This is a genomic window from Methylocystis sp. sgz306128, assembly GCF_056032725.1.
The window spans coordinates 219,288-234,481 of record NZ_JBVYWO010000001.1; the positions used below are offsets into that span (position 1 = coordinate 219,288).

The 15,194-nt window shown below is 61.3% G+C and carries 17 protein-coding genes; 12 read left to right on the top strand and 5 right to left on the bottom strand.

Annotated elements, in window-relative coordinates:
- The first annotated feature begins 13 nt into the window (after window positions 1–13).
- From AC0N03_RS01000 to recR, 3 genes are read left to right on the top strand one after another with little or no spacing between them, the layout of a single operon-like run.
- Window positions 14–1,843, top strand: coding sequence for a DNA polymerase III subunit gamma/tau (locus tag AC0N03_RS01000; RefSeq protein ID WP_474286509.1), 1,830 nt, complete (start codon window positions 14–16; stop codon window positions 1,841–1,843).
- A gap of 17 nt (window positions 1,844–1,860) precedes the next feature.
- Window positions 1,861–2,184, top strand: coding sequence for a YbaB/EbfC family nucleoid-associated protein (locus AC0N03_RS01005; protein WP_474286510.1), 324 nt, complete (start codon window positions 1,861–1,863; stop codon window positions 2,182–2,184).
- Window positions 2,185–2,193: 9 nt separating this feature from the next.
- Window positions 2,194–2,796, top strand: coding sequence for a recombination mediator RecR (recR, locus tag AC0N03_RS01010; RefSeq protein ID WP_474286511.1), 603 nt, complete (start codon window positions 2,194–2,196; stop codon window positions 2,794–2,796).
- A 289-nt stretch (window positions 2,797–3,085) separates the two neighbouring features.
- Here recR and AC0N03_RS01015 read toward each other — a convergent pair whose 3' ends face one another.
- On the bottom strand, window positions 3,086–4,255 hold the full coding sequence (locus AC0N03_RS01015; protein WP_474286513.1) for a DNA recombination protein RmuC: 1,170 nt from the start codon (window positions 4,253–4,255) through the stop codon (window positions 3,086–3,088).
- Between the two features lie 111 nt (window positions 4,256–4,366).
- On the opposite strand from AC0N03_RS01015, the gene AC0N03_RS01020 reads away from it, so the two are divergent.
- From AC0N03_RS01020 to truA, 3 genes are read left to right on the top strand one after another with little or no spacing between them, the layout of a single operon-like run.
- A complete protein-coding gene (locus AC0N03_RS01020) occupies window positions 4,367–4,909 on the top strand; it encodes a peptide deformylase (RefSeq protein WP_474286515.1) in 543 nt (180 codons plus the stop codon).
- Window positions 4,909–5,832 carry a methionyl-tRNA formyltransferase gene (gene fmt / locus AC0N03_RS01025; RefSeq protein WP_474286516.1) on the top strand — a complete coding sequence of 308 codons (924 nt, stop codon included), beginning with the start codon at window positions 4,909–4,911 and terminating at the stop codon, window positions 5,830–5,832. Before AC0N03_RS01020 ends, fmt begins: the two co-directional genes overlap by 1 nt.
- Window positions 5,832–6,575, top strand: a complete 744-nt coding sequence (gene truA, locus AC0N03_RS01030; protein WP_474286518.1) for a tRNA pseudouridine(38-40) synthase TruA — start codon at window positions 5,832–5,834, stop codon at window positions 6,573–6,575. Before fmt ends, truA begins: the two co-directional genes overlap by 1 nt.
- A gap of 60 nt (window positions 6,576–6,635) precedes the next feature.
- Here the strand turns inward: truA and dapE are convergent, their stop codons facing one another.
- The 3 genes from dapE to dapD all read right to left on the bottom strand — a co-directional run bounded on the left by dapE (window position 6,636) and on the right by dapD (window position 9,149).
- On the bottom strand, window positions 6,636–7,787 hold the full coding sequence (gene dapE / locus AC0N03_RS01035) for a succinyl-diaminopimelate desuccinylase (protein WP_474286519.1): 1,152 nt from the start codon (window positions 7,785–7,787) through the stop codon (window positions 6,636–6,638).
- Window positions 7,784–8,203 (bottom strand): DUF805 domain-containing protein, encoded by a 420-nt coding sequence (locus AC0N03_RS01040; RefSeq protein WP_474286521.1) that lies wholly within the window; start codon window positions 8,201–8,203, stop codon window positions 7,784–7,786. The genes dapE and AC0N03_RS01040 overlap by 4 nt, the downstream gene beginning before the upstream one ends.
- A 91-nt stretch (window positions 8,204–8,294) precedes the next feature.
- The gene (gene dapD, locus AC0N03_RS01045) at window positions 8,295–9,149 is read right to left on the bottom strand and encodes a 2,3,4,5-tetrahydropyridine-2,6-dicarboxylate N-succinyltransferase (RefSeq protein WP_474286522.1); all 855 of its coding nucleotides are present in this window, start codon (window positions 9,147–9,149) and stop codon (window positions 8,295–8,297) included.
- Between the two features lie 260 nt (window positions 9,150–9,409).
- Between dapD and rpmH the strand changes: the two genes are divergently transcribed.
- From rpmH to AC0N03_RS01075, 6 genes are all read left to right on the top strand, one after another.
- Entirely contained in the window at window positions 9,410–9,544 is a 135-nt protein-coding gene (gene rpmH / locus AC0N03_RS01050; RefSeq protein ID WP_036282947.1) for a 50S ribosomal protein L34, read from the top strand.
- A 27-nt stretch (window positions 9,545–9,571) separates the two neighbouring features.
- On the top strand, window positions 9,572–9,973 hold the full coding sequence (gene rnpA / locus AC0N03_RS01055) for a ribonuclease P protein component (protein ID WP_474286524.1): 402 nt from the start codon (window positions 9,572–9,574) through the stop codon (window positions 9,971–9,973).
- Window positions 9,970–11,751 carry a membrane protein insertase YidC gene (yidC, locus tag AC0N03_RS01060; RefSeq protein WP_474286526.1) on the top strand — a complete coding sequence of 594 codons (1,782 nt, stop codon included), beginning with the start codon at window positions 9,970–9,972 and terminating at the stop codon, window positions 11,749–11,751. Before rnpA ends, yidC begins: the two co-directional genes overlap by 4 nt.
- Window positions 11,752–12,438, top strand: a complete 687-nt coding sequence (gene yihA / locus AC0N03_RS01065) for a ribosome biogenesis GTP-binding protein YihA/YsxC (RefSeq protein WP_474286527.1) — start codon at window positions 11,752–11,754, stop codon at window positions 12,436–12,438.
- A gap of 122 nt (window positions 12,439–12,560) precedes the next feature.
- Window positions 12,561–13,262, top strand: coding sequence for a CoA transferase subunit A (locus AC0N03_RS01070; protein ID WP_474286528.1), 702 nt, complete (start codon window positions 12,561–12,563; stop codon window positions 13,260–13,262).
- Between the two features lie 16 nt (window positions 13,263–13,278).
- A complete protein-coding gene (locus tag AC0N03_RS01075) occupies window positions 13,279–13,926 on the top strand; it encodes a CoA transferase subunit B (protein ID WP_474286529.1) in 648 nt (215 codons plus the stop codon).
- A 130-nt stretch (window positions 13,927–14,056) separates the two neighbouring features.
- Here the strand turns inward: AC0N03_RS01075 and AC0N03_RS01080 are convergent, their stop codons facing one another.
- Window positions 14,057–15,166: an S-(hydroxymethyl)glutathione dehydrogenase/class III alcohol dehydrogenase gene (locus tag AC0N03_RS01080; RefSeq protein WP_474286530.1), complete on the bottom strand. Its 1,110-nt coding sequence runs from the start codon at window positions 15,164–15,166 to the stop codon at window positions 14,057–14,059.
- Window positions 15,167–15,194: the final 28 nt, after the last annotated feature.

Here is a 15,194-nt window from a genome sequence, read left to right on the forward strand (position 1 = left end):
TGGTATGGGTGCGATGAGCGAGGAAGAAACAACGGAGATGTTTGAAGCCTCCGTTATGGCTCCGCAGCAGCCCGTCCGTCCAGCTGCCGAGCCTTATCGCGTCCTTGCCCGCAAATATCGTCCGTCCAGCTTCGAGGATCTCATCGGTCAGGAGCCGATGGTGCGCACGCTCTCCAATGCCTTTGATACGGGCCGTATACATCAGGCCTATATACTGACCGGCGTGCGGGGCGTGGGCAAGACGACAACAGCCCGCATTCTGGCGCGTGCCTTCAATTATGAGGTGCCGGGCAAGGTCGATGCGCCCAGCATCCATATGCCTGAACTTGGCGTTCATTGTCAGGCGATCATCGAATCGCGCCATGTCGATGTCATCGAGATGGATGCGGCCTCGCATACCGGCATCGACGACGTGCGCGAAATCATCGACAGCGCGCGCTACCGGCCTGTCTCGGCCCGCACCAAGGTCTATATCATCGACGAGGTGCACATGCTTTCCAAGCAGGCCTTCAACGGTTTGCTGAAAACGCTGGAAGAGCCGCCCGGACATGTGAAATTTCTCTTCGCCACCACCGAGATCGACAAGGTGCCGATCACCGTGCGCTCGCGGTGCCAGCGCTTCGATCTGCGCCGCGTCGAGGCCGATGTTCTGGTCAGGCATCTTTCCGGCATCTGCGCCAAGGAAGGGATAGAGGCCGATGCACAGGCGCTGGCCATGGTCGCGCGCGCCTCGGAAGGCTCGGTGCGCGACTCGCTCTCCCTGCTTGATCAGGCCATCGCGCATAATGTCGGCGGGCGTATCGAACCTGCCGCCGTGCGCGAGATGCTCGGCCTCGCCGACAGGGCCGAAATTGTCGACCTCTTCGAGCAGGTGATGCGCGGGGACGCGGCGTCTGCCCTGCAGATGATGAAAAAACACTATGATCTGGGGGCCGATCCGGCACAGATTCTCACCGAACTGGCCGAATTCGTCCATTTCGTCACGCGGCTGCAAATTCTGCCGCAGACGGCGCAAAACCCCGATCTGACCGAAGAGGAGCGCGTGCGCGGCGGCGCTTTTGCCAAAACCCTGCAGATGGCCGCGCTCACCCGCGCCTGGCAGATGCTGCTCAAGGGCCTTGGCGAGGTCAAGGATTCGAGCCGCCCGCTGGCCGCCGCCGAGATGGTGCTGGTAAGGCTTGCCTATGCCGCCGACCTGCCGACGCCGGACAAGGCACTCAGGCGCCTTGGCGATCTTGAGAAATCGCTGGCCGGCGGGGCGGCTTTCGAAACACCCACGCCTACGCCCGGCGGCGGGCCGCAGGGCAGCCGCGCATTGCGCACCGGCGCCAGTGCCCTGCCGATCCAGTCCGAGCCGGTGATGGCGCATGGCGCGCCTGCCGTTCGGCTCAATGGCCTGCATGATGTGATCGCGCTGGCGCAGACCAACCGCGATATCATGCTCAAGAGCGCGCTGGAGCGGGACGTGCGGCTTGTGCGCTTCGAGCAGGGGCATATTGAATTCGAACTCGGGCCGCATGGATCGCCGCAACTGGCGGCTAATCTCTCGCGCCGCCTGCAGGAATGGACCGGTGCGCGCTGGATGGTGGCTGTCACGTCCTCCAAGGGCGCGCCGAGCCTGCGTGAGGCCGAACAGGCCCGCGCTCAGGATGCCCGCGCCGGATTGGAGGCCGATCCGCTGGTGCAGGCCGCTCTGAGCCATTTTCCCGGCGCGAAAATCGTCAATGTGCGCCTTGCCGAGGAGGCGCCGCCGCCAGCGCCCGTTGTTGAGCCGGGAACAAGTGCGGAAGGCGACGACGAGGTCGCATTTTTCGACCAGATCGAATTTGATGAAGATCTTTAATTTTTGGAGGCAGAGCCATGAAAGACATGATGGGCCTGATGAAAAAGGCGCAGGAAATGCAGAGCCGCATGGCGCAGGTGCAGGCAGAGCTTGACTCTGCCCTTGTCGAGGGCGTGTCGGGCGGGGGAGTGGTCAGGGTGTCGCTCACGGCGACAGGCGCCATGAAGGGCGTTTCCATCGACGAGAGCCTGCTCAAGGCCGATGAACGCGAGATTCTGGAAGACCTGCTGGTCGCCGCGCATGAGGATGCACGGCGCAAGGCCGCCCAGCTTTCTGAAGAAAAGATGCGGGCCGTCACTGCCGGGCTGCCGCTGCCGCCCGGCATGAAACTGCCGTTCTAGGATCCTCGCATGGCGGAGCGTGTCGCAGGGCCGGAAATCGAACGGCTCATCCAGTTGCTTGCGCGCCTGCCGGGTCTTGGCCCGCGCTCGGCCCGCCGCGCCGCGCTGCATCTGATCCGCAAGCGCGAGGAGCTGCTCGGGCCGCTTGCCAGCGCGATGAGCGTGGCGCACCAGACCATCGTCACCTGCGAGACCTGCGGCTCCATCGATACGCAAAATCCATGCACCATCTGCCGCGATGCGCGGCGCGATGCCGGTGTTCTGGTGATCGTCGAGACGGTGGCCGATCTCTGGGCGCTGGAGCGCGCCAAGGTGGTGAGCGGGCAATATCATGTGCTTGGCGGCACACTTTCCCCTCTTGATGGCGTCGGCCCTAAAGACCTTAATCTCGATACATTGCGCGCCCGTGTGCACAATGGCGTGCGTGAGGTCATTCTGGCGGTCAATGCCACTGTCGATGGTCAGACGACAGCGCATTATATCACTGAACTGCTGAAGGATTCCGGCGCGAAAATATCGCGGCTCGCACATGGCGTGCCGGTGGGCGGCGAACTGGATTATCTTGACGAAGGAACTCTGGCTGCGGCCATGCGCCAGCGCGCGCCGTTCTAGGCCGGGTTCCGTTCGGGCTGCAACGTTGCGGGCCTTTGTCGCACCCTGAGCCTCAGCACCTCACCCTGAGTTTGTCGAAGGGTGATATACTTCGTGCAATTATCTCTTTACGCTTTTCTGTTTTCGAAAGCGTCTTGGCCGGGCTTGACCCCTGCCATCCACGTGGATACGCGGGTCACGCCCGCGCATGACGGTCTGTTCTGGTGGGCAGCGATCCTTCGACAAGCTCAGGATGAGGGCAGGTTCAGGTTGAGGGGTTTGATGCCCGGATCACGCCTGTCCGCACCCGTCATGTGGACGCGGCCGAGGTGCGATAGGCTCCGACAATGGCGGGAGCGGCAGGCGGTTCGTCAAATTCCAGCGAATCTATGCGCTCGCCGCGCTTGACGATCTTGTCGGCCGATACCGAAACATCGTTCAGATCCCGCTGTGCCTGACCAAAATGCGTCTCCAGTTTGCCCACACGATCGCGCAGACGAACCACGTCCTCCAGCAGAACGCGGACTTCCTTCTGGATGAGGTGAGCCTGTTCGCGCATCTGGCTGTCCCGGACGATGGATTGCATCACCTGCACCGCCAGCATGAGCAGCGAGGGAGAAACAATGATGATCCTCGCTTTATAGGCTTTTTGCACCATATCTTCGAAATGCTCATTGAGATCGGCGTAAATCGACTCGGACGGCACGAAGAGGATGGCGAGGTCCTGCGTTTCGTCGGTGATGAAATATTTTTCGGATATATCCTTGATATGCTTGCCAAAATCTGTACGCACGCGGGCGCTGGCCGCGCGGCGGGCGTCCTCGGTGACCGCATCCTTCAATGCAGAAAACGCCTCCAGAGGGAATTTGGCGTCCACCACCAGCCCGCGCGTGTCGGTGGGCAGGCGGATCAGGCAATCGGGCCGCGTGCCGTTGGAAAGGCTGGCCTGAAACTCGTAGGAGCCTTGCGGCAAGCCGTCACGGACTATGGCTTCCATCCGCCCCTGTCCGAATGCGCCGCGTGTCTGCTTGTTGGCGAGAATGTCCTTGAGGCTGACCACTTCCTGCGTCAGTCCCATCAGGCGGGCCTGCGCCGCATCGATCACGGCAAGGCGCTCGTTGAGCTTGGTGAGATTGTCGCCCGTGGTCTTGCTGGAGGCTTCCATGTTCTGGCCGAGGCGGTGGCTCACAGAATCCAGCCGCTCGCCGACATGTTTGGCCAGTTCCTGCTGGCGGGAACTGATCACTTCCGCCATGGTCTGCACGCGTCCGGTCAGTTCGGCGTTGACCCGCATCAGGGCCGCCATTTTCTCGTCCAGTTCGCGCTGCCGGGTGCTTTCCGTCTCCACCTGTTCGCGGTTTTGCCGCGCCGTCCGTGCCAGCACGACGGCAATGGCCGCCATGAGGCCGAGCAGGGCGGTCATGGCGAGACCGAAAAGATTGACGGGAACGGAGCCGAGGAAAAAAAGCGTCTGGTTCATCGCGCCACTCTATGCTGATTCGGCTTGCAATTGAACAAAAACAGAACGCAGCGCGAAATATTTGACCTTGACCGCTGGCATGATTATCTGATGCCGAAAAGGAAAAGATTCATGGCTCTGCGCCCCATCGTCATTCTGCCCGACACCCGCCTTCGTCTCGTCTCCGAACCGATAAGCCTGTTCGATGCGCAATTGAAGCGCCTGACCGAAGACATGTTTGAAACCATGTACGAAGCGCCCGGAATCGGTCTTGCTGCAGTGCAGATCGGCGTGATGCAGCGTGTGCTCACCATGGATATCGCCCGCAAGGAAGATCCGCCGCAGCCTATGGCGCTGATCAATCCCGAGGTGATCTGGGCCTCCGAGGAAAAATCCGTCTATGAGGAGGGCTGTCTGTCGATTCCTGATTTTTATGAGGAAGTCGAGCGCCCGGCCGCCGTGCGCGTGAGATATCAGGATGTGACCGGCGCCACACGGGAAGTGCAGGCCGAGGGGCTGCTCGCCACCTGCGTGCAGCATGAGATCGACCACCTCAACGGCAAGCTGTTCATTGACTATATCTCGCGGCTCAAGCGCGAGCGGGTGATCAAAAAATTCGCCAAGGCGGCGCGGCGCGAGGCTGATGCGCCGCCGCAACCGGGCGAGATGGGCTGATGCGCGTCATTTTCATGGGCACGCCGGATTTCGCCGTGCCCAGCCTCTCGGCATTGATCGCGCAGGGCCACGAAATCGTCGCCGTATATACGCGTGCGCCCAAGGCGGCGGGCCGCGGCATGGAAATGCGGCTCTCGCCGGTGCATGTTCTGGCTGAAAAATTCTCTATTCCCGTATTCACGCCCAAAAGTCTGCGCGGGGAAGAGGCTGCAGAGGCCTTCCGGGCTCTCGAGGCTGATGTCGCGATAGTCGTGGCCTATGGGCTGCTGCTGCCAAAGGAAATTCTCACCGCGCCGAAATATGGCTGTCTCAATCTGCATGGCTCCTTGTTGCCGCGCTGGCGCGGGGCGGCGCCGATCCAGCGCGCGCTGATGGCCGGCGATGCCGCAACGGGCGTCATGGTGATGCAGATGGACGAGGGGCTGGATACCGGCCCTGTCGGGCTTGCGGAGCGCATTCCTCTGCCGCCGGATATGACGGCGGGCGAGCTGCATGACAAGATGGCCCTTGTCGGGGCTGATCTGCTGGTGCGTGCGCTTGCCGCGCTTGAGCGCGGTGCGCTGCAATTCACGCCGCAACCGGCGGATGGGGTGGTTTATGCCGCGAAAATCGACAAGGCCGAAAGCCGTCTGGACTGGCGGCGCAGCGCGCGCGAACTGCATAATCATGTGCGGGGATTGTCGCCTTTTCCGGGAGGCTTTTTCGAAGCCGATTTCGGCCGGGGGCCGGAGCGGGTCAAGGTGCTCAGGGCGCGTCCCGCTGAGGGCTCCGGCGAACCGGGTCAGGTGCTGCATGATCTGGTCATTGCCTGTGGCGAAGGCGCGCTGGAACTGCTCGTGGTGCAGCGCGCCGGCAAGGGGCCGCTCGGCGCAGAAGATTTCCTGCGCGGGCAGCACCTGCCTGCCCGGCTGACGCTCGTCTGATGCCGCGCTTCAAGCTCACGATCGAATATGACGGACGCGCCTTCTGCGGGTGGCAGCGGCAGGCCAATGGCCTTGGCGTACAGCAGACCATCGAGGAGGCGATCCAAAAATTCACCGGCGAGACCGTGCAGATTCAGGGCGCCGGGCGCACGGATGCCGGTGTTCATGCCTTGGCGCAGGTCGCGCATGTCGATCTGCAGAAAAACTGGCGCGTTGATGTTGTACGTGACGCAATGAACGCTCATATGCGCACCCATCGCATAGCCGTGCTGCGCGCCGAACGCGTGCCCGAGACGTTCGAGGCGCGGTTTTCCGCGATAAAACGCCATTATATTTACCGGATACTCAACCGCCGCGCGCCGGCGGTGCTCGAACATGGCTATGTATGGCACATCGCCCGCCGCCTCGATGCCGGTCTTATGCACGAGGCGGCGCAGCGTCTCACCGGCAGGCATGACTTTTCCACCTTCCGCGACTCCGAATGTCAGGCGAACAGCCCGGTGCGTACGCTGGACCGGTTCGATGTCACTTCGGCGGGCGATCTGATCGAGATCAGGGTGTCGGCATTGTCGTTTCTGCACCGTCAGGTGCGCTCCATGGTGGGCAGCCTTGAACATGTCGGCTCCGGCAAATGGAGCGAGCAGGATCTTGTCAATGCGCTTGAGGCGCGCGACCGCGCACGTTGTGGGCAGGTGGCTCCCGCCGATGGGCTTTATCTCGCGGGTGTTGATTATCCGTCATAAGGCGGCCCGCGAGATGAGCGGGGCTTGTTTCATGCGGGCAGGTGCAGCGTCGGGCGCCCGTCAGGCGAAATAACGCTCCAGCACGCGCTGGTAGATCCGCGTCAGCGCCTCCACATCGGCGATGCGCACATGCTCGTCCACGGCGTGCATGGTTTTGCCCACAAGACCAAATTCCACCACTTCGCAGTAATTCTTGATGAAACGCGCATCCGAAGTGCCGCCGCTGGTCGAGAGAACCGGCATCTGCCCCGTTTCTCCGGCGATTGCGCCCGAGATGATTTCGGTGAACGGGCCGGGCTTGGTGACAAAGGCGGTGGCATTGCTCTTTTGAAAATGCACATGCACGCGCGCCGCCGTCTCGACGCTGGCGATGCGCCGGCGCAACTCGCTTTCAAGGCTCTCCAATGTCCACAAATCATTGAAACGCACATTGAAGCGGGCAAAAGCGCTGGCCGGAATGACATTCGTCGCAGTATTGCCGACATCGAAGGTCGTGACTTCGAGATTTGAGGCCTCGAAAAGCGGGGTGCCGGCATCGACCGGCGTCGCTTTCAGCGCCGCGATAATCTCGACAAGCGGCATGACCGGGTTGAGCGCGAGATGCGGATAACCGACATGGCCCTGCTTGCCTTCAACCCGGATTTCGCCCGTGAGCGAACCGCGCCGGCCGATTTTCATCATCTGGCCAAGAAAATCAGGGTTTGTCGGCTCTCCGAGCAGGCATTGATCGAATATTTCGCCTCTTGCCTTCGTCCATTCAAGCAATTTCACAGTACCGTTGATGGCCGGGCCTTCCTCGTCGCCGGTGATCAGAAAGCTGATGGCGCCCCGCGGCGCGCCATGCTGCTCCAGAAAGCCGAGAACCGCGGCGACCGATGCGGCTATGCCGCCCTTCATATCGGCCGCGCCGCGCCCGAATATGAGGCCGTCCGTCTCTTCCCCCGAGAACGGCGGATAGGTCCAGCCCGCCGCATCGCCCGCCGGCACCACATCCGTATGCCCGGCAAAGACAAGATGCGGCCGGCCGGAGCCGATCCTGGCGAAGAGATTGTCGACGTCCGGCGTTCCTTCTTCGGAAAAGCGGACGATATGCGTTTCAAAACCGGCAGCGCTGAGCACACGCTCCAGCAGATGCAGCGCACCGCCTTCCTCCGGCGTCACCGAGGGACAGCGGATGAGATCCCGCAGCAGGGCGCGCGCGGACAGGCTCATGGCGTATCCCCTTTCTGGAAACCGAGCAGCCAGAGCGTCCAGATGGAGATGACCACCAGCGCAAAGTCAAAAGCATAGCTGATGAAAGCGGGAAAAGTGGTGCCGATACGCGGCTGCATCCAGTGCACGGCGGCATCGAACAACAGCATCAGCGGCAGGATCAGGGCCAGCGCCCCCGGTCTGCCGATATCCTGAAAGCGCTTGGCGCTGACAAAATAGAAACAGACTCCAAGCATCATGGTGGCGAGCGTCAGCAGCGCCACAAGCCCCACCTTGGTGATATCGCCGCGGCCCAATCCAAGATAGAGCGCGAAGACCGCCAGCCAGATGACGGCGAGGGCTGCGCTGGCGCGCCACCAGGTGCCGCGCCCGATCTTGCCCTTGTCCTCGCGGAAGAGAAAATGAAAATTGCTCACAAATATATCCTGGGTTGCATGATGCGCCTGCATCACAAGGCCTGCGGGGGGCGGCCAACGGGGCTGCCGCTCCGCGTCCGGCGCGACACAGTCAGTCGCGCAGCAGTTCGTTGATGCCGGTCTTGGAGCGGGTCTGCGCATCCACCGTTTTCACGATCACAGCGCAGTAGAGCGAGGGGCCGGGCGTGCCGTCGGGCAGGGGCTTGCCGGGCATGTTGCCCGAGACCACCACCGAATAGGGCGGCACATAGCCGATGTGAATCTTGCCGGTGGCGCGGTCGATGATCTTCGTGGAGGCCGAGATGAACACGCCCATCGACAGCACCGAACCTTCGCCGACGATCACGCCTTCCACCACTTCCGAGCGCGCGCCGATGAAGCAATTATCCTCGATAATGGTGGGATTGGCCTGCAGCGGCTCCAGCACGCCGCCGATCCCCACACCACCCGAAAGATGCACGTTTTTGCCGATCTGGGCGCAGGAGCCAACGGTCACCCATGTGTCGACCATGGTGCCGGTATCGACATAGGCGCCCAGATTGACAAAGGAGGGCATCAGGATCGCGCCCGGCGCCACATAGGCCGAACGGCGCACCACGCAGTTAGGCACCGAGCGGAAGCCTGCATCTGCATGTTCCTTGGCGCCCCAGCCCTCGAATTTCGACGGCACCTTGTCCCACCAGCTCGATCCGCCTGGGCCGCCGGAGATGAGTTCCATGTCGTTGAGGCGGAACGACAGCAGAACCGCCTTCTTCAGCCATTGATTGACCTTCCAGCTGTCGGGGCCGGTCTTGCCGGGAATTTTTTCGGCAACGCGGCGCTGTCCTGTGTCCAGCATATGCAGGGCGGTCTCGACGGCATCGCGCACTTCGCCCTGGGTCTTCGGGGTTATATTGGCCCGGTCCTCGAAAGCGGCGTTGATGATTGTTTCCAGAGCATGGGTCATTGGCTGTTTTCCCTTGAGTGTTCAGACGAGGTTTGTGACCGAAGCGCTGCTCTTGTCAAGGATTGGCGCCTGTGCGAGACATAAAAAGCGCTGCGAATGCCGTATTTCGTGCCGGAATGGACATTGACTTCTGCCCTCGCTTCCTCCTATAAGCGCACACCTTTTTCAAACCGCGTCATGACGGTGCCAGATTGTTCGTATTCAATGCGAGCATGGGGACCGGATTTGGTGTTGGTCAATAGACAAGTGGAGTGTGACCCGTGAAACGGACCTATCAACCAAGCAAGATCGTGCGCAAGCGCCGCCATGGTTTTCGCGCCCGCATGGCCACTGTTGGTGGCCGCAAGGTCATTGCAGCCCGCAGAGCTCGCGGCCGCAAGCGCCTTTCGGCTTGATTTTTCATGAGCGGGAGCCCAACTCCCGTGCGCCTCAGACAGCGCGCTGAATTTGTTGCCGTCGCCAAGGGGCGGCGCGTGCACCTGTCCGCATTGACCTTGCAGGCTCAGCGCAGGGGCGAAGCAATGGCTCTTGAAACAAATGCTCCTCCGGCCTACGCCGGACCTCGCTTCGGGTTGACTGTCACCAACAAGACAGGCAATTCGCCGGAGCGTAACCGCATGCGCCGCCGCCTGCGCGAAGCCCTGCGGCTTGGCAGGCTCCCGGCGCAGGACATGTATGATTACGTGATTGTTGCCCGCCGCACCGTGCTCTCGTTGCCATTTGCGGATTTGCAGGCCGAACTGGAGCGGGCTCTCCGGCAGATTCACGCGCCGCGCGGCGCGGGCAAACCTTCCAAACAGACCAGACAGGCTGACCTTCCATGAAACAGGACAACAAGAATCTCTTTCTGGCCATCGGCCTGTCGAGTGCCGTTTTGCTGGGCTGGAATTATTTTTACGGCGTCCCGAAAATGCAGAAGCAGAAGGAGGAAGCCGCCCTCGCGCAGGCGACATCCAAGGTGCCTGCCGCCGCTCTGCCCGAAGGCGCTGTGCCGGGAACGGCCGCGCCGGGCGTTGACGCCACCCTGCCGCGCACGGACGCGCTGGCACGCTCGGCGCGCATCACGATCAGCGCCCCGCGCGTAAGCGGCTCGATTTCGCTGGCTGGCGCGCGCATCGACGATGTTTCTCTGAACAATTACCGCGAAACCACCGATCCGAAATCGCCCCATATCGTTCTGTTCGAGCCTGCCGGCGCGCCCAATCCCTATTATGCCGATTTCGGCTTTGTCGGCGCGCCCGGCGAGAAGGTGAAGCTGCCCGATGCGCAGAGCGTCTGGACAGCGGACAAGACCACGCTGACGCCTGAAAGCCCGGTAACGCTGAGCTTTGACAATGGCGAGGGGCTGACCTTCAAGCGCACCATCAGCGTCGACAAGAATTACATGTTCGACGTGAAGGATTCGGTGGCCAATCACGGCTCGTCGCCGGTCACGCTCTATCCATATGCCCTGATCGCACGCCGCAATATCCCGCCGCTTGCCGGTTTCGGCGCCTTGTTCGAGGGCCTGCTTGGCGTGGTTGGCGATTCCCGCGTGCAGGAAATCACCTACGCCAAGATAGAGAAGGCCACCAATGGCAAGGAAGTGCTGGAAGGCACGGGCGGCTGGCTTGGCTTTACCGACAAATACTGGAGCGCGGTGCTGATCCCGGCACAGGATGCGCAGTTCAAGGGTACGTTCTCTGTCTTTGGAGAGACCCGCAAGACCTATCAGGCCGACGTACTCGGCAACGCCATGACGGTCGCGCCCAATGCGCAGGCCGAGGTGGCCACGCGTCTGTTCGCCGGCGCCAAGGAAACCCGCACGATCGATGCTTATCAGACCGATCTCGGCATCAAGAATTTCGATCTGATGATCGACTGGGGCTGGTTCTATTTCATCACCAAGCCGCTGTTCAAGCTCATTGACTACATCAACCACATTCTCGGCAATTTCGGCCTTGCCATTCTCGTGGTGACCGTGCTGCTGCGCGGTGCTCTCTTCCCTGTCGCCAATCGCTCCTATCAGTCGATGGCGAAGATGAAGAAAGTCCAGCCGCAGATGAACGAGATCAAGGAGCGCTTTCCGGACGACAAGCAGAAACAGCAGCAGGCGCTGATGGAGCTGTACAAGAAGGAAAAGATCAATCCGGTTTCCGGCTGTCTGCCGATGGTGATCCAGATCCCGATCTTTTTTGCGCTCTACAAAGTGATTCTCGTCACCATAGAAATGCGTCAGGCGCCGTTCTATGGCTGGATCAAGGACCTCTCCGCGCCCGATCCCACCCATATCATCAACCTGTTCGGGCTGCTGCCTTTCGACCCCAGCTTCCTGCCGAATTTCCTGCATATCGGCATCTGGCCGGTCTTCATGGGCATAACCATGTTCCTGCAGATGAAGATGAATCCGGAGCCCACCGACCCGGTGCAGAAGCAGATGTTCACCTATATGCCGGTGATCTTTACCTTCATGCTCGGCACCATGCCTGTGGGGCTGGTGATCTACTGGACATGGAGCAATATCCTGTCGATTCTCCAGCAGGGCTTCATCATGAAGCGCGCCGGGGTCAAGATCGAACTGTTCGACAATCTGCGCCGTCTCTTCATGAAAAAGGCGGCCTGAGTGGCCGCCGCTTCCCCGCAGGACAACGACATTGCGCCCGCCTTCATCGAGGCCGGGCGCAAGCTCTTTTCCGGCCCGTGCGATTTCATCTGGGCTGCCGCCAAGGCGGATAATCTGCCGCCGCTGGGCCCGCCGGAAATTGCCTTCGCCGGACGCTCCAATGTCGGCAAGTCCTCGCTGATCAACGCTCTGACAGGCCGCAAGACGCTGGCCCGCATTTCCAATACGCCGGGCCGCACCCAGCAGCTTAATTTCTTTGCTCTGGGCCCGGAGCCGGACGATATACGCCTGCGCTTCGTCGATATGCCCGGCTATGGCTATGCCGCCGTGGACAAGGCAAAGCTCGCCAGCTGGAACAGCCTGCTCAGGGATTATCTGCGCGGCCGCTCCAGCCTTCTGCGCGTCTTTGTGCTGATCGACGGCCGGCGCGGCATCAAGGAAAATGACGCCGAGATGCTGGACATGCTGGATTCTTCCGCTGTCTCTTATCAGGTGATCCTGACCAAGCAGGATGAGGTGAAGCTGTCCGAGCAGGACGCGCGCCTCGACGAAACGCTGGCTGCCTTACGCAAGCGCCCGGCCGCATTTCCGCAGGTTATCTTCACGTCGTCCGAGACGGGCGCAGGCATTCCGGCCTTGCGCGGCACCATCATGCAATTGCTGAGCGAGCGCGGGCACCGCATCTGAACGCATGTCGCCCGGAGACACGGCGGCTTCGGTTGGGGGAATGCAGCGATGAGGCCGGGCGGCTATTGCGGTGCAAAATGACTGTGGCTAGACTAAAAAGAGCCGGGTTCACGGAGAGAGCAATGAGGAAAGTCTATGCGAGCGCGAGCGCCGCGCTGGAGGGTTTGGTGCGCGACGGCATGATGATCATGTCGGGCGGGTTTGGTTTGTGCGGCATTCCCGAAGCGCTGATCGATGCGCTGCGCGATACGGGCGCCAAAGGCCTCACTGCAATATCCAACAATGCGGGCGTAGACGGTGTCGGCCTTGGCCGCCTGCTGGAGACGCGGCAGATCAGGAAAATGATTTCGTCCTATGTCGGCGAGAACAAGCTTTTTGCCCAGCTGTATCTCGGCGGCGAACTGGAACTGGAGTTCAATCCGCAAGGCACGCTGGCCGAGCGTATCCGCGCGGGCGGAGCGGGCATTCCCGGCTTTTACGTCAAGACAGGCGTCGGCACCATTGTGGCGGACGGCAAGCCGACGCGCGAGTTCAACGGCGAGACCTACATCATGGAGACCGGCCTCGTTGCCGACATCGCGCTTGTCCATGCCTGGAAGGGCGATACCGAAGGCAACCTCGTCTATCGCAAGACAGCGCGCAACTTTAACCCGATGATGGCCACCGCCGGCAAGATCACCATTGCCGAGGTCGAGCATCTCGTGCAACCGGGCGAGATCGACCCTGACCACATCCACACGCCGGGCATTTTCGTGCAGCGCATCGTGCATGTACCCGACAGCCCCAAGCGTATCGAACAGCGCACCACCCGCCCGCGCGCCTGAATTTGCGGAGATAAACATGGCCTGGACACGTGAACAGATGGCTGCCCGCGCGGCCCGAGAATTGCGCGATGGATTTTATGTCAATCTTGGCATCGGCATCCCGACGCTTGTGTCGAATTTCATTCCCGAAGGCATGAGCGTCCAGTTGCAGAGCGAGAACGGCATGCTCGGGATGGGGCCTTTTCCCTATGACGACGAAGTCGACCCCGATCTGATCAATGCCGGCAAGCAGACCGTCACCCAGCTGCCCACCACATCCTATTTTTCCAGCGCCGATTCGTTCGGCATGATCCGCGGCGGCCATATCGACCTGTCCATTCTTGGTGCGATGCAGGTCTCGGCGGGCGGCGATCTCGCCAACTGGATGATTCCGGGCAAGATGGTCAAGGGCATGGGCGGTGCCATGGATCTTGTCGCTGGTGTCAAGCGCGTCGTGGTGCTGATGGAGCACGAAGCCAAGGGCGAGTCCAAGCTGCTGAAATCCTGCACCCTGCCGCTGACCGGCGCGCATGTCGTTGATCTGGTCATCACCGATCTTGGCGTGTTCACCGTAGACAAGAAGGGCGGCACCGGCCTCACCTTGATCGAACTGGCCGACGGCGTCACTCTGGATGAAATCCGGGCCAAGACCGAGGCCGAGTTCAAGGTGGCGCTGGCGGGGTAGATTCCCTCGCCCCGCTTGAGGAGAGGGTTAGGGTGATGAATCAAACCGTCATTGCGAGCGCAGACGAAGCAATCCATTGTTCTGCACACTCTGGATCGCCACGCTCCGCTCGCGATGACGGCGTTGTTTTTTAAAACTCCACCACTGTGCGGATCGACTTGCCTTCGTGCATCAGGTCGAAGCCTTCGTTGATGCGCTCCAGCGGCAGCTTATGCGTGATCAGATCGTCGATATTGATCTTGCCGTCCATATACCAGTCGACGATTTTCGGCACATCAGTGCGGCCTCTGGCGCCGCCAAACGCCGTGCCCTTCCACACCCGCCCGGTGACAAGCTGGAACGGGCGCGTTGAAATTTCCGCTCCCGACGGGGCGACGCCGATGATGATGCTCTGGCCCCAGCCCTTGTGGCAGCATTCGAGCGCCTGGCGCATCACTGTGACATTGCCGGTGCAATCGAAGGAATAATCCGCGCCGCCCCTGGTCAATTCGACAAGATGAGCGACAATATCGCCGGAAATATCGCGCGGGTTGACGAAATCGGTCATGCCGAACTTGCGGGCCAGTTCAGCCTTGGCCGGGTTGAGATCGACGCCGACAATCTGCGCCGCGCCGGCCATGCGCGCACCCTGGATGACATTGAGGCCGATGCCGCCCAGCCCGAACACAACGACCCGTGCGCCCACCTCGACACCGGCGGTCCAGATCACCGCGCCGATGCCGGTGGTGACGCCGCAGCCGATGTAGCACACTTTGTCGAAGGGCGCGGCCGGGTTGATCTTGGCCAGAGCAATCTCCGGCACGACGATATAATTCGAGAAGGTTGAAGTGCCCATGTAATGGGCGAGCTTTTGTCCCTTGTAGGAAAAGCGGCTTGTGCCGTCCGGCATCTGGCCGCGCCCCTGCGTCACGCGGATTTTCTGGCACAGGTTGGTCTTGCGCGAGAGGCAATAGTCGCATTCCCGGCATTCGGGCGTGTAAAGCGGAATGACGTGGTCGTCCTTGCGCACGGAGGTGACGCCGGGGCCGCATTCCAGAACGATACCCGCGCCCTCATGGCCCAGGATGGACGGGAAAATGCCCTCGGCATCCGCGCCCGAAAGCGTGTAGGCATCGGTGTGGCAGATGCCCGTGGCCTTGACCTCGACGAGCACTTCGCCGGCTTTCGGCCCTTCCAGATCCACCTCGACGACCTCAAGGGGCTTGCCTGCAGCAAAGGCAACGGCTGCACGTGACTTCATGGATATTTCTCCTTCAATTTCTTTGGCT

Excerpts from the sequence above, each read along its gene's own strand:
- AC0N03_RS01020 (WP_474286515.1), top strand. The coding sequence starts at position 4,367 with ATGGCTCTGCGCCCCATCGTCATTCTGCCCGACACCCGCCTTCGTCTC.
- AC0N03_RS01015 (WP_474286513.1), bottom strand. The coding sequence starts at position 4,255 with ATGAACCAGACGCTTTTTTTCCTCGGCTCCGTTCCCGTCAATCTTTTC.
- AC0N03_RS01075 (WP_474286529.1), top strand. The coding sequence starts at position 13,279 with ATGGCCTGGACACGTGAACAGATGGCTGCCCGCGCGGCCCGAGAATTG.
- dapE (WP_474286519.1), bottom strand. The coding sequence starts at position 7,787 with ATGAGCCTGTCCGCGCGCGCCCTGCTGCGGGATCTCATCCGCTGTCCC.
- AC0N03_RS01000 (WP_474286509.1), top strand. The coding sequence starts at position 14 with ATGAGCGAGGAAGAAACAACGGAGATGTTTGAAGCCTCCGTTATGGCT.
- AC0N03_RS01005 (WP_474286510.1), top strand. The coding sequence starts at position 1,861 with ATGAAAGACATGATGGGCCTGATGAAAAAGGCGCAGGAAATGCAGAGC.
- recR (WP_474286511.1), top strand. The coding sequence starts at position 2,194 with ATGGCGGAGCGTGTCGCAGGGCCGGAAATCGAACGGCTCATCCAGTTG.
- fmt (WP_474286516.1), top strand. The coding sequence starts at position 4,909 with ATGCGCGTCATTTTCATGGGCACGCCGGATTTCGCCGTGCCCAGCCTC.
- AC0N03_RS01070 (WP_474286528.1), top strand. The coding sequence starts at position 12,561 with ATGAGGAAAGTCTATGCGAGCGCGAGCGCCGCGCTGGAGGGTTTGGTG.
- yidC (WP_474286526.1), top strand. The coding sequence starts at position 9,970 with ATGAAACAGGACAACAAGAATCTCTTTCTGGCCATCGGCCTGTCGAGT.
- AC0N03_RS01080 (WP_474286530.1), bottom strand. The coding sequence starts at position 15,166 with ATGAAGTCACGTGCAGCCGTTGCCTTTGCTGCAGGCAAGCCCCTTGAG.
- truA (WP_474286518.1), top strand. The coding sequence starts at position 5,832 with ATGCCGCGCTTCAAGCTCACGATCGAATATGACGGACGCGCCTTCTGC.
- dapD (WP_474286522.1), bottom strand. The coding sequence starts at position 9,149 with ATGACCCATGCTCTGGAAACAATCATCAACGCCGCTTTCGAGGACCGG.